We start from the raw sequence: 12319 nt of genomic DNA, 5'->3' as shown, positions 1-12319 counted from the left end.
GGAACGATGCTCAGAAATTGTCCTTGCGCTTGCGAATTTCCGCGAACACTTCGGCGTCCGGGGCCGCCTCCATACCGAGATGCTTGCGGATCGCCGGGTCGTGCCAGCGCAGGAACGGATTGGTCGACAATTCCTCGCCGATCGTGGTCGGCAGCGTCGCCTTGTTGTCGGCGCGCAGGGTCTCGATCTTGGCGGCGCGTTCTTTCAGCGCCGAATTGGTCGGGTCGACGGTCAACGCAAAGCGGGCGTTCGAAAGCGTATACTCATGGCCGCAATAGATGACCGTGTCGGCCGGGAGTGCGGCGAGCTTCTTCAGCGACTCATACATCACCGGCGGCTTGCATTCGAACAGCCGGCCGCAGCCGAGCGCGAACAAAGTGTCGGCGGTGAACGCCACTTTCGAGGCCGGAAAATGATAGGAGACATGGCCCGCAGTGTGGCCGGGCGTGGCGATGACATCGATCCGCTCACCGCCGAGATGGACGACCGAGCCTTGCCCGACGGTCTCGTCGATGCCGGGGATCTTTTCCTTTTCCGCCTCCGGTCCGACGATGCGCAGCTTGAAGCGCTCCTTCAGCGCCAGATTGGCCTCGACATGGTCGACATGGTGGTGGGTGGTCAGGATCATTGTCGGCTTCCAGCCGGTACGCTCGATAGCGGTAATGATCGGCGCTTCTTCGGGTGCGTCGATAATGGCGGTCTCGCCGCTTTTCGGGTCATGCACCAGCACGCCGAAATTGTCGCTGCGGCACATGAACTGTTCGATTTCGACGGGCATTGGCATCTCTCCATCTGTTGGCGCAGACATAGGGCGCTTGGCCGCTGATGTCATCTAGCTTTGCAGAACGTGCCGGCTTTGTTGAACTTGGGCGGCATCGCAGCTACCGTCCCGCGCATGCATTCCGATATCGTCGATCTCCGCTCCTTCTATTCGACCACGCTCGGCCGCCTGGCTGAACGCTCGATCACCATGGCGCTGTCCTCAATATGGGCAACAGTGCCCAATGAGCGGCTGGTCGGGCTCGGCTATACCTTGCCGTGGCTGGAGCGGTTCGGCACCGATGCCGAGCGGGTGTTTGCCTTCATGCCTGCTACGCAAGGCGCCGTCGTCTGGCCGGCGAACGGGCCGACGGCTACGGCGCTGGTCTTCGACGAGGAATTGCCGCTGGTCGATTCCTGCATCGACCGCATGCTGCTCGTGCATTCGCTCGAACATGTCGAAAACCCGCGCGAGACGCTGAACGAGATCTGGCGGGTGCTGTCGCCGGCAGGGCGCGTCGTCATCGTCGTGCCCAACCGGCGCGGTGTCTGGGCGCGGTTCGAGCACACGCCGTTCGGCAATGGCCGGCCGTTCTCGCGCGGCCAGCTGACAGAATTGCTGCGCGAGGCGAATTTCACACCGGCTTCCTGGTCCGACGCGCTGTTCTTCCCGCCATCGCCGCGGCGCTTCATGATGCGGTTCCACAATGTGCTGGAGCGCGCCGGCCGGCGGTTCTGGCCGATCTTTTCCGGCGTCATCGTGGTCGAGGCGCAGAAGCGGCTCTATCAGGGCGTGCCGGTCGCGCAGCGCGCCTCGCGCCGTGTCTTCGTGCCGGTACTGTCACCGCACGGTGCGACGCGGCTTGGCCGCCGGGCGGAAGGGGTGACATCGACGACGCGTCAGGTGACACCTTCGTGATCATCATGAAAACTGGTGTTGCGTGGGTTTTTCCCACCTATCTGTCGCAGATGCATTCGCGGTCCGTTTGAGCGGCGGATGCCTTCAAGTCTCTCCATCTGGTTCAGCAACGCTTCTGAACGCAAGGACCTCGTGCATGGCTGATCAACCGGACAAGTCCGCCACCGCTCAGCCGGCAACCGTCGAAGCCAGCAGCCTGCGCGATCAGGTGGCGACGATCAAACGGGCGCTGGTAGGCTCACCGGTGCGCAAGTGGCTGGTCTGGACGTCGGTCGGCATTATGGCGGTCATCGTCGCCACGTCGATCGGCCAGGTTCTGCTCAACCGCTGGAACCAGCCTTTCTACGATGCGCTGGCGCGTCGCGACATGGCGGCCTTCCTGCATCAGCTGATGATCTTTGCCGTGATTGCCGGCACGCTGCTCCTGCTCAACATCGCTCAGACCTGGCTCAACCAGATGATCCGGCTGAAGCTGCGCGAGGCGCTGACGCTCGACCTGATCGACCAATGGATGCGGCCGGCGCGGGCCTTCCGGCTCGCCAATGCCGGCGCCATCGGCGTCAATCCCGACCAGCGCATGCAGCAGGATGCCGCGCATCTGTCCGATCTGTCGACGGACCTCGGCGTCGGCCTGCTGCAATCCTTCATCCTGCTGGTGTCGTTCGTCGGCGTGCTTTGGCAACTCTCGTCGGGCTTCGTCTTCCACATCAACGGCTGGTCGCTGGCGATACCGGGCTACATGGTCTGGGCCGCGTTCCTCTATGCCGGCATCGCCTCCTGGCTGAGCTGGCTGGTCGGGCGGCCGCTGATCCGCCTCAACAGCGACCGCTACACCCGCGAGGCCGAGCTGCGTTCCGGGATGGTGCGCGTCAACGAGAATGTCGACGCCATCGCGCTCTATCACGGCGAAGCCGATGCCAAGAGACGGCTCGAAATCGACCTTGGCACGGTGCTGGGCGCGTTGCGAAACATCTACAAAGCGCAGATCAACCTTTCCTGGGTGACCGATACCTATGGCTGGATCACCGTGGTGGCGCCGATCCTTGTGGCATCGCCGGTCTATTTTTCAGGCGATATCAGCTTTGGCGGGTTGATGATGGCGGTCGGCGCCTTCAACCAGGTGCACTCGTCGCTGCGCTGGTTCATCAACAATATCGGCGGCATCGCCGACTGGCGCGCCACGCTGATGCGCGTTGCCGACTTCCGCATTGCGCTCGATGAAACCGATGTGTTGCACGACAAGGAAAAGCGCATCGAATTCGGCGATAACGCCAATGGCAGCCTGACCTTCGAGAAGCTCCAAGTGGCCTCGCCGGAGGGCTGCACCAAACTTTCAGACAGCCATGTCGAGATCCATCCCGGTGAGCGCGTCATGATCACCGGCGACCCAGGCGCCGGCAAGACATTGTTCTTCCGCGCCATTGCCGGCCTTTGGCCCTGGGGCAGCGGGCGGATCGGCTTGCCGGCCGGAGAAACGCCGATTTTCGTGCCGCGTGTTCCGTATTTTCCTGCCGGCACGTTACGCGAAGTGCTGCATCCGAATGGCTCGGCGCCGGCTGGCGATGCTGATTTTGGGGCGGTGCTGGCCGAGGTCGGCCTCGAGCGGCTGTCATCCTTGCTCGACCGTTCCGCACGCTGGGAGCGGGAACTCAACGATGACGAACAGCGGTCGCTGGCCTTCGCCAGGCTGGCCTTGCGGCAGCCGAAATGGGTGATCATCGACGAAGCGATGGACGCGTTCGATGGTCCTTCGCTGCGAAGGGTACTGTCCATGCTGGAGAAACGCCTGCCGGAAACCGCGATCCTCAACATCGGGCGCGGACTGCACAATGGTCATTTCTTTCCACGCGCATTGAACATCGTGAAGGATACGGGTGCTGCGCCATTGAAACCCGCCCGAGTCAGGACCGGCGCCATCGACCCGCCGCCGAAAGCGGCCGTGCGGCGAAAGAAGTAGAAGGGGCTTTATTTCGCCGCGATCGCGGCGAAGATTCACGGGTCGAAACATCCGTGGTGCGGCCATGCTCGATGCGCTCAGCCTGCTTGCCTGCCTTGCCTGCACCACGCCCGTGGCTGCCCCGGCCGTTGCCGTGGATGTCGAACTGGTGCTGGCCGTCGACATATCACAGTCGATGGACGAGAGGGAGTTCGCGCTGCAGCGCGCTGGCTATGTCGAGGCGCTCAGGCATCCCGATTTCATCAAGGCCGTGCGCTCGGGAACCACCGGGCGCATCGCGCTTGCCTATTTCGAATGGGCGGGCGTCGTGCGCGAGGATGGCGTCATCGCCTGGCAGGTGATCGACAGCGCAGAGAGCGCCAACGCCTTCGCCGACAGAATAGAAGCGCGGCCGTTCCGCAGCTTTCGCGGCACCTCGATTTCCGGTGCGCTTGCCTTCGGCGCCGGGCTGTTCGAGGGCACGGGGTTCGATGCGCCACGCAGCGTCATCGACATTTCCGGCGACGGTCCCAACAACACCGGGCTGCCCGTCGCCACGACACGCGATGCGGCGGTGGCCAAGGGCATCGTCATCAACGGCCTGCCGATCCTGATCAGCCCGTCGCCGACGTTCAGCCATCTCGACCAGTATTATGACGACTGCGTCACCGGTGGGCCAGGCTCCTTCGTGTTGCCGATCTATGCGGCCTCGGAATTCGCCACCGCCATACGCCGCAAGCTGATCCTGGAGGTGAGCGGCATCGCCGATGCGACCGTGGTCCCGATCGATGCCGCCGCACCCATGGACTGCCTACAGGGCGAACGCGACCGGCGGCTATATTCCGACCCATATCTGCCGGAACTCGACAAATGAGGTTTGAGGCAGTTCGGAGGGGAAAGCCGCTGCGCGGCTTGTCGGCAAACTTCAGGCCGGCCGTGCACCGTATTTGTCGCGAAATTCGGCATAGAGATCGCGGCGCCAGCGCCGGCCGCCGACATAGCCACGCAACAGCTGCGGCAGCGAATAGCCAAGCGCCTTCGACGACCGGTTGGCCATATAGCCGGAGAACGCCTGCGAAACCCTGCCCTTGAGTGCATCGGCGATGAGCTGCCGGGCGATCATGTAAGGCGGAATGTAGGGGTAGCGGTCGGCGATATAGGGGTGCTTGTCGATCAAGCTCGCATAGGCTTCGACATAGCCGTCCCGGCGACCGGAGATCGAATTCTCCGAGTTGTACTTTTTCCAGTCGATCACTTCGGACAGCTGCGCGCCGCTGCGACGGGCAAAGCGCAGCAACAATTCGCGATCCTGCATGCGCGTGACGTCACTGTCGTAGCCGCCGATGGCCAGCAGCGACTCGCGCCGGGCGGTGATTGCCGACCCGGCAATGAAGATGGTCTGCGCGACAAGGGCCCGCTCCAGCGAGTCGCGGCTCAGCAGCGCCTCGCGGTTGACGCAGTTGGTGCGGCGATTGCCCTTCAGCGACACGAAGGAACTGATCAGCACTTCGAGTGAGGGATTGTTGTCGAACTGCTCCAGCGTCCGCGCCAGGCGATCCGGCAAATAGACGTCGTCGGAATCGAGGAATGTCACCACCGGCGCCTGCGCCCGCTCGATGCCGGCATTGCGGGCGGCATTGGCGCCGCGCCATTTCGAGCCAACATAGATCAGCCGTGGATCGCGGATTTCGGCAAGTGCGGCTGCCGTACCGTCGGTCGAGCCGTCATCGACGACAATGTGTTCGAACCGGGGAAAATTCTGCGCCAGCACGCTCTCCACGGCGCGCACCACCTTGCTGCGGCGATTGTGCGTCGGTGTGATCACCGAGATCAGCGGAGCGAGGTCGGTTGCCTTGGACATGTTGCTTCGATTGTGCCCCGAAATGCCTGGAGGCCGGAGGTTTTGATGGTCGCCGTCCAAGCCTTACCCCGGGATGGCATTCGATTCGACGCTACAAAAAACCAGCGGCAATGTCATCACAAACTGTTGAGCCAGGACGCCGTAAGCCGGCCGATTACCCCAGACGTAATCGACCGATGGCCATCATGTCTGCAGATTGCGCCAACGAAGCCGGTCGTCGGGCTTCGATCTCACAGGGAGTTCAGCCGTGGCCGCCTACGCCGTCGCCCATATGCGTCAAGTCACAATGGGCCCGCAGATTGTCGAGTATCTGCAGAGGATCGACGCCACATTGGAGCCGTTCGGCGGCCGCTTCCTTGTCCACGGCGGCGACATGGACGTGGTCGAAAACGAATGGCCCGGGCATCTGATCGTCATCGAGTTTCCGGACAGGGCGCATGCGTGGGGCTGGTACGATTCATCAGCCTATCGGGAGATTCTGGCCTTGCGCACCGACAACTCCCACGCCGATGTGATCATCGCCGATGGCGTTCAGCACCCGCACAAGGCGACGGACGTGCTGGAATAGGGGCAAACTACCGCTTCAGCAAGAACACCGCTTGCTGGCCGAAGAAATTCCAGAACCACCATGGCATCGACAGTCCGATCTTCTGGCCGTTGCCGTCGAGCGCGGTGGCTTTCTCGACCGAAGCGCCGAGTTCCTCGACCAGATTGACGAAGTCGCGGATGGTGCAGAAATGGATGTTGGGCGTGTCGTACCAGGAATAGGGCAGGTCCGCGGTCACCGGCATCCGGCCATTGACGAACAGCGACAGCCGCACCCGCCAGTGGCCGAAATTGGGGAAGGAGACGATGGCGCGGTTGCCGATTCGCAGCAGCTCGTCGAGCACCAGCTTCGGGTTGCGGGTCGCCTGCAGCGTCTGAGACAGGACGACGAAGTCAAAACCCTTGTCTGGATAGAATTCGAGGTCGGTATCGGCATCGCCCTGGATGACCGAGAGACCGCGCGCCACGCATTCATTGACGCCGCGCTGTGACAGCTCCAGCCCGCGGCCGTCGACCTGCTTGGTCTCCTGCAGGAGTTCGAGCAGCAGGCCGTCGCCGGAGCCGACATCGAGCACCCGCGACTGCGGCGGTATCAGGTTGGCCACGACTTCGAGGTCGACGCGCTGGCTGCCATTGACGCTCATGAGGCGAGCCCCCTTGCGCGGGCCGCCGAGCCGATGAAGCCCTTGATGGCGGCAAACAGTTCGGGTTCATCGAGCAGGAAGGCATCATGGCCGCGGTCGGTGTCGATCTCGACGAAGGAGACGGAGGCGCCGGCGGCGTTGAGCGCATGCACGATCGAGCGGCTCTCCTCGGTCGGGAACAGCCAGTCCGAGGTGAAGGACACCAGGCAGAAGCGGGTCTTGGTCCCGGCAAAGGCATCTGCCAACCGGCCGCCATGGTCGGCGGCGAGGTCGAAATAATCCATCGAACGGGTCATGTAGAGGTAGGAGTTGGCGTCGAAGCGGTCGACGAATGTCATGCCCTGGTGGCGCAGATAGCTTTCGATCTGGAAATCTGCGTCGAAACCGAAGGTCAGCGCTTCGCGGTCCTGCAGATTGCGGCCGAATTTCCGATGCAGGGCGGCTTCCGACAGATAGGTGATGTGGGCGGCCATGCGCGCCACGGCGAGCCCCTTTTCCGGGCGCTTGCCGTGCTCGAAATATTTGCCGCCATGCCAGTCCGGATCGGCCATGACGGCCTGCCGGCCGACCTCGTGGAAGGCGATGTTCTGCGAGGAATGGCGTGCGCCTGTGGCGATCGGCAGGGCCGAGAAGACGCGCTCGGAATAGCACGATGCCCATTCCAGCACCTGCATGCCGCCCATCGAGCCGCCGAGCACGCAAAACAGCTTTTCGATGCCGAAATGGTCGACCAGCATCAGTTGCGCCCGCACCATGTCGCGGATGGTGATGATTGGCAGGTCGAGGCCGTAGGGCTTGCCGGTGGCGGGATTGGTCGAGGCCGGACCCGTGGAGCCGAGGCAGCCGCCGATGACGTTGGAGCAAATGACGAAGAAGCGGTTGGTGTCGATGATCTTGCCGGGACCGATCAGCACTTCCCACCAGCCGGGCTTGCCGGTCACCGGATTGGTGCTGGCGACATGCTGGTCGCCGGTCAGCGCGTGGCAGACCAGGATGGCGTTGGTGCGGGCATCGTTGAGGGCGCCATATGTCTGGTAGGCGATCTGGAACGGCGACAAAAGCGTGCCGGCGTCGAGCTTCAGCGGCTTGTCAGGGCCAAAACGCAACACAGGGCTCGACGGGTTGTCGGCCTCGTTGTTGGTTTTTGTAGCGCGGAGCGCGGCCATGTGACTCTCCTTGCCCGCCGTCAGGCAATAAAAAACCGGCAGTGCGATCGCAAAGCCGGTTACGTCACGCAAACGGCCCTTTAGCGAGTTGTTTAACGTGGCTGCAAGCCGACCGGCCAAATCACCACGGAACTGTTGCGTTCTTCTAGAACTCGTGCGGCCCGGCGTCAACGGCCAGCTATTGCCCGCCTCTCGACATTCGCGGCTACGGCTTGTATTTCCGCTGCGGCCTCCGGACGGAGGCATTCTCGATGGATTTGCGACATGGACAAGACAGCGGACAAGGCACGGCCGACGCCCCGCGCGGGCATTATGGACATCGACGCCTATGTGCCGGGCAAGAGCACGGCACCGGCCGGCGTCGCCAAGGTCCATAAATTGTCGTCGAACGAGAACCCGCTCGGCCCGTCGCCGAAGGCGATCGAGGCCGCGCGCGAAGTGGCTGGCAAGCTCGATGTCTATCCCGACGGCACCGCCCGCCGGCTGCGCGAGGCGATCGCCGAGGTGCATGGCCTCAACCCGGCAAACATCATCTGCTCCAACGGTTCCGACGAGATTTTGGGCCTGCTGGCGCAGACCTATCTGGCGCCAGGCGATGAGGCGATTTTTACCGAACATGCCTTCATGGTCTACAAGATCTACATTCAGTCGGCGGGGGCCAAGCCGGTTGCTGTGAAGGAAACCGAGGAGCGCGCCGACGTCGACGCGATCCTGGCCGCGGTGACGCCGCGGACCAAAATCATCTTCCTCGCCAATCCCAACAATCCGACCGGCACCTATCTGCCGTTCCAGGAGGTCCGCCGCCTGCATTCCACGCTCCCGGGCAACGTGCTTCTGGTGCTCGACGCGGCCTATGCCGAATATGTCAGGCGCAATGACTACGAGGCCGGCATCGAGCTGGCGGGCAGCGCACAGAATGTGGTCATGACCCGCACCTTCTCCAAGCTCGGCCTTGGCGGCGCGCGCATCGGCTGGATGTATGGCCCACTGCACATCGTCGATGCCATCAACCGTATCCGCGGCCCTTTCAACGTTAACGCAACAGCGATCGAGGCCGGCATTGCCGCCATCCGCGACCGCGCCCATGTCGAGCGCAGTTCGTTGCACAACGAGACCTGGCTTACCTGGCTGAATGAAGAGCTGACGAAGCTTGGGCTCAGGGTGACGCCCAGCGTCGGCAATTTCGTCCTCATCCACTTTCCCGACGACAAGAAGCATTCGGCTGAGGCGGCGGACGACTACCTCACCCAGCGCGGCTATATATTGCGGCGCGTTACCGGCTATGGCTTTCCCAATGCGCTGCGCATGAGCGTCGGCACCGAAGAAGCCAATCGCGGCGTTATCGACGCCCTCACGACGTTCCTGAAAAGCTGAAACAATGACATCACCGATGTTTGAAAAGATCGCGCTGGTCGGCATCGGCCTGATCGGCTCGTCGCTGGCCCGCGTTATCCGCCGCGAGGGCCTGGCCCGCCATGTCGCCATCGCGACGCGCAGCCCGGCCACGCTGGCGCGGGCGAAGGAGCTCGGTCTTGGCGAGAGCTACACCACCGGCGCCAGGGAAGCGGTCCGCGACGCCGACCTGATCATCGTCTCGGTGCCTGTGGGATCGTCGGGCGAGGTGGCGCAAGAGATCGCGCCGGGGCTGAAAAAGGGCGCCATCCTCACCGATGTCGGTTCGACCAAGGCCTCCGTCATTGCGCAAATGCAGCCCTATGTACCGGACGGCGTGCACTTTATTCCGGGGCACCCGCTGGCAGGTACGGAGAAATCGGGCCCGGATGCGGGTTTCGCCGACCTGTTCGAAAACCGCTGGTGCATCTTCACGCCGCTGCCGGGAACCGATCCGGCCGCGCTGGAAAAGCTGTCGGAATTCTGGCGGCGCTGCGGCTCCAACATCGACTCGATGGACCCGCAGCATCATGACATGACGCTGGCCATCGTTTCGCATCTTCCGCACATCATTGCCTACAACATCGTCGGCACGGCCGACGATCTGGAATCGGTGACCAAGTCGGAAGTGATCAAATATTCGGCTTCCGGTTTCCGCGACTTCACCCGTCTGGCCGCCTCCGACCCGACCATGTGGCGCGACGTGTGCCTGCACAACAAGGATGCCATCCTGGAAATGCTGGCGCGCTTTTCGGAGGACCTCGCCTCGCTGCAGCGGGCGATCCGCTGGGGCGACGGCGACAAGCTGTTCGACCTGTTCACCCGCACCCGGGCCGTTCGCCGTTCGATCATCGAGGCCGGCCAGGATATCGACGTGCCGGATTTCGGCCGGCAGGCGGTCGAGCACCCGGTGAAAAGTTAAATCTGTTTCAGACGGGCCAGGTCGCCGCGACCATGGCCATTGTCTCGGCCCGGTCCGGCGCGCCCAGCCGGCCGCCGAAGCGCTGGCATTTGAGCGCGGCCGCCGCGCTGGCAAAGCGCAACGCGTGCTCGACCGACATGGCCTCAGCAAGTCCAACGGCAAAGGCGCCGTGGAAAACGTCGCCGGCGGCCAGCGTGTCGACCGCCTTGACCTTCGGCGCCGCGATGTGGCGCACGCATCCGGCGGACCGGTCATGCCACCAGCTTCCCGAGGCGCCGCCGGTCACCGCCACGAAGGCGTCTGTGCGGCTGGCGAGGTCGGCGCAGGCGGTTTCGGGATCCAGCGCGTGGCCGCAGACAATGCGTGCAGCCGTCTCCGAAGCGACGATGTGCGACGCCAGCGGCAACAGATGCTCCAGCACCTCCAGCGGCGCCGTGTCGGCGTCGAGGATTGCCGGGCAACCGGCGTCGCGCGCGGCGGTCAAGGCAAGAGCGGCGGCGCCCGGCCAGCGCACATCGACCAGCACGGCATCGAAGCCGGAAAGATCGGCGACAGGCACCGCCTCGGGGTCGGCCTGCGCCTTTGGGTCGTAGAAGGGCACGATGATGCGCTCGCCATGAGCGTCGACCAGGATCGCGGCCAGCGCCGAGCGGGCGCCTTCGACGCGGCGGACAAAGCCGCAATCGACGCCCTCGGCCTCGATGCCGGCCAGCAATTGGTCGCCGACGGCATCGTCACCTGCACTTGCCCACAGGAACACCTCGGCGCCGAGACGGCGGGCGGCGCAGGCAGCACTTGTCGCCATGCCCGAGGCGATCTGGATGCCGTCCGAGGCGATGAACTTGCCCTGATGCGTGGGCAGGGTTTCGACGCGCAGGATGGTATCCAGCGTCAGCGCGCCAACGCTCAGCAGTTTCACCGGTCGGTTCATGCGTCGGCTTGCTCGAGCATGATCTCTCCCCAAAAGCCGTTCCCGCTCTTTGCGATCATGCTCTATCTCTTTGTTTTAACGGAATTCCGGACGGAAAACCGCTCACACTTTTCTTGGAATTGCTCTAATCGAGCGGCTTGATCTTGCCCAGCGGAATGAAGCCGAGCGAGACCTTGCCCTTCACCACCTTGAGCGGCATCGACGGTTCGTTGCCGAGCAGCGCCAGACCGGCAAAGCCTTGCTCGATCTGGCTCTTCTGCTCGGGGATTGCGGTGGCGAGGATTGCCGCCACGGCTTTGGGATCCTGCAGCTTGATCGTCAGGTCGGCATTGACCAGGCCGTTGGCGTCGACCGACACCGGGCCGGAGACGGTGATGCGCGCGGTTCCCGACGACAGATCGAGCTTGTGGATGTCGGCCGCCTGGCCGCGCAGGCTCCTGGCCTGCGTCTTCATCAGCGCGACGCCGTTCTTCAGCGTCGCGTCGCCGCTGCCGTCGAGCGGCGGCAGCACGCGCCCGCCGATCGCGTCGGCGTCGATCTCAAGATCGGTGAAGCTGCCGACGTAGCCGATGTCCTGGCCGTCGGGCCGCAACTCGCCCGCCGCGGTTCCGGCGCTGAACAGTGAAACCGGATCAGTGTCGTCGGCCGGATCCGTCTGGCCGGACAAGCTCTCCGCCTGCAGCGAAATGCTCCGGGGCAGGGGCCAGAAGAGCTTGGCATTGGCCTGCAGATTGTCCCAGTCGATCCATAGCGGCGCCATCCCCGGCACCGAGGTGCGCAGCGGCCCACGCAACTCGGCGGCAGGCGACAAAGGCCGGATGAGCTCTGCAACGAAGTTGAAGCTGCCTGCCGAGGCGGCAACGTTCCTGGCGTCGTCCTCGTAAGCCAGATTGTCACAGGAGATGGCAAAACTCAGGGGGTAGCCGCTGACGGTGAGGTTGGCGCAGCCGGCCTCGATGCCTTTGTCCTTGAGCGAGGCCACCGCCTTGTCGGCTTCGCTGCTGACGCGACCGGCGACATAGAACCAGACTGCGCTGTAGACGCCGAACAGCATAACGAGCAAGGCAGCGAGCCACATCAGCCGGCGGCGAAACTTCGACGGACGCTCGTCACTTGACGTCATGCTGCGGCTTTCATTAACGCGGGCGTGTTGCGGGTGGACTGTGGCTTACGCAAAAGCAAAAAGAACAGAAGAGCACCGATTCCGATGCGGCGGCGTCACTCTCGTACAATCAGGCTTGGC

The 12319-nt window shown here is 63.6% G+C and carries 12 protein-coding genes and 1 riboswitch; of the genes, 6 read left to right on the top strand and 6 right to left on the bottom strand.

The window, feature by feature from the left end; all coding sequences use genetic code 11:
* Positions 1–10: 10 nt before the first annotated feature.
* Positions 11–778, bottom strand: coding sequence for a hydroxyacylglutathione hydrolase (gene gloB / locus NKJ88_RS09075; RefSeq protein ID WP_352443952.1), 768 nt, complete (start codon positions 776–778; stop codon positions 11–13).
* Between the two features lie 117 nt (positions 779–895).
* On the opposite strand from gloB, the gene NKJ88_RS09070 reads away from it, so the two are divergent.
* The 3 genes from NKJ88_RS09070 to NKJ88_RS09060 all read left to right on the top strand — a co-directional run bounded on the left by NKJ88_RS09070 (position 896) and on the right by NKJ88_RS09060 (position 4488).
* A complete protein-coding gene (locus tag NKJ88_RS09070; RefSeq protein WP_023670688.1) occupies positions 896–1678 on the top strand; it encodes a class I SAM-dependent methyltransferase in 783 nt (260 codons plus the stop codon).
* 136 nt (positions 1679–1814) lie between these two features.
* Positions 1815–3635, top strand: coding sequence for an ABC transporter ATP-binding protein/permease (locus NKJ88_RS09065; RefSeq protein ID WP_352443951.1), 1821 nt, complete (start codon positions 1815–1817; stop codon positions 3633–3635).
* Positions 3636–3699: 64 nt separating this feature from the next.
* The gene (locus NKJ88_RS09060; RefSeq protein ID WP_023714977.1) at positions 3700–4488 is read left to right on the top strand and encodes a DUF1194 domain-containing protein; all 789 of its coding nucleotides are present in this window, start codon (positions 3700–3702) and stop codon (positions 4486–4488) included.
* A gap of 51 nt (positions 4489–4539) precedes the next feature.
* On the opposite strand, the gene NKJ88_RS09055 is transcribed toward NKJ88_RS09060, so the two are convergent.
* The gene (locus NKJ88_RS09055) at positions 4540–5475 is read right to left on the bottom strand and encodes a glycosyltransferase family 2 protein (RefSeq protein ID WP_023673297.1); all 936 of its coding nucleotides are present in this window, start codon (positions 5473–5475) and stop codon (positions 4540–4542) included.
* Between the two features lie 247 nt (positions 5476–5722).
* On the opposite strand from NKJ88_RS09055, the gene NKJ88_RS09050 reads away from it, so the two are divergent.
* Positions 5723–6043 carry a DUF1330 domain-containing protein gene (locus tag NKJ88_RS09050; protein ID WP_023694041.1) on the top strand — a complete coding sequence of 107 codons (321 nt, stop codon included), beginning with the start codon at positions 5723–5725 and terminating at the stop codon, positions 6041–6043.
* A gap of 7 nt (positions 6044–6050) precedes the next feature.
* Here NKJ88_RS09050 and metW read toward each other — a convergent pair whose 3' ends face one another.
* Together metW and metX are read right to left on the bottom strand one after the other, a co-directional pair.
* Positions 6051–6665 (bottom strand): methionine biosynthesis protein MetW, encoded by a 615-nt coding sequence (gene metW, locus NKJ88_RS09045; protein WP_023673299.1) that lies wholly within the window; start codon positions 6663–6665, stop codon positions 6051–6053.
* Positions 6662–7831: a homoserine O-acetyltransferase MetX gene (gene metX / locus NKJ88_RS09040; RefSeq protein ID WP_023685352.1), complete on the bottom strand. Its 1170-nt coding sequence runs from the start codon at positions 7829–7831 to the stop codon at positions 6662–6664. Before metX ends, metW begins: the two co-directional genes overlap by 4 nt.
* Positions 7832–7891: 60 nt before the next feature.
* A riboswitch (SAM riboswitch) is annotated at positions 7892–7969 on the bottom strand.
* A gap of 126 nt (positions 7970–8095) precedes the next feature.
* On the opposite strand from metX, the gene hisC reads away from it, so the two are divergent.
* On the top strand, positions 8096–9205 hold the full coding sequence (hisC, locus tag NKJ88_RS09035) for a histidinol-phosphate transaminase (RefSeq protein ID WP_023726966.1): 1110 nt from the start codon (positions 8096–8098) through the stop codon (positions 9203–9205).
* 4 nt (positions 9206–9209) lie between these two features.
* On the top strand, positions 9210–10145 hold the full coding sequence (locus NKJ88_RS09030; protein WP_023685350.1) for a prephenate/arogenate dehydrogenase family protein: 936 nt from the start codon (positions 9210–9212) through the stop codon (positions 10143–10145).
* A 7-nt stretch (positions 10146–10152) separates the two neighbouring features.
* On the opposite strand, the gene NKJ88_RS09025 is transcribed toward NKJ88_RS09030, so the two are convergent.
* Together NKJ88_RS09025 and NKJ88_RS09020 are read right to left on the bottom strand one after the other, a co-directional pair.
* On the bottom strand, positions 10153–11076 hold the full coding sequence (locus NKJ88_RS09025) for a sugar kinase (protein WP_023685349.1): 924 nt from the start codon (positions 11074–11076) through the stop codon (positions 10153–10155).
* Between the two features lie 124 nt (positions 11077–11200).
* Positions 11201–12199 (bottom strand): DUF2125 domain-containing protein, encoded by a 999-nt coding sequence (locus NKJ88_RS09020; RefSeq protein ID WP_023685348.1) that lies wholly within the window; start codon positions 12197–12199, stop codon positions 11201–11203.
* Positions 12200–12319 lie beyond the last annotated feature (120 nt).

Origin of the sequence: Mesorhizobium sp. M0016 (assembly GCF_040324035.1) — a bacterium.
GTDB lineage: Bacteria > Pseudomonadota > Alphaproteobacteria > Rhizobiales > Rhizobiaceae > Mesorhizobium.
This window is presented reverse-complemented; position numbering and strand designations above follow the sequence as displayed.

Excerpts from the sequence above, each read along its gene's own strand:
- gloB (WP_352443952.1), bottom strand. The coding sequence starts at position 778 with ATGCCCGTCGAAATCGAACAGTTCATGTGCCGCAGCGACAATTTCGGC.
- NKJ88_RS09070 (WP_023670688.1), top strand. The coding sequence starts at position 896 with ATGCATTCCGATATCGTCGATCTCCGCTCCTTCTATTCGACCACGCTC.
- NKJ88_RS09065 (WP_352443951.1), top strand. The coding sequence starts at position 1,815 with ATGGCTGATCAACCGGACAAGTCCGCCACCGCTCAGCCGGCAACCGTC.
- NKJ88_RS09060 (WP_023714977.1), top strand. The coding sequence starts at position 3,700 with ATGCTCGATGCGCTCAGCCTGCTTGCCTGCCTTGCCTGCACCACGCCC.
- NKJ88_RS09055 (WP_023673297.1), bottom strand. The coding sequence starts at position 5,475 with ATGTCCAAGGCAACCGACCTCGCTCCGCTGATCTCGGTGATCACACCG.
- metW (WP_023673299.1), bottom strand. The coding sequence starts at position 6,665 with ATGAGCGTCAATGGCAGCCAGCGCGTCGACCTCGAAGTCGTGGCCAAC.
- metX (WP_023685352.1), bottom strand. The coding sequence starts at position 7,831 with ATGGCCGCGCTCCGCGCTACAAAAACCAACAACGAGGCCGACAACCCG.
- hisC (WP_023726966.1), top strand. The coding sequence starts at position 8,096 with ATGGACAAGACAGCGGACAAGGCACGGCCGACGCCCCGCGCGGGCATT.
- NKJ88_RS09030 (WP_023685350.1), top strand. The coding sequence starts at position 9,210 with ATGACATCACCGATGTTTGAAAAGATCGCGCTGGTCGGCATCGGCCTG.
- NKJ88_RS09025 (WP_023685349.1), bottom strand. The coding sequence starts at position 11,076 with ATGAACCGACCGGTGAAACTGCTGAGCGTTGGCGCGCTGACGCTGGAT.
- NKJ88_RS09020 (WP_023685348.1), bottom strand. The coding sequence starts at position 12,199 with ATGACGTCAAGTGACGAGCGTCCGTCGAAGTTTCGCCGCCGGCTGATG.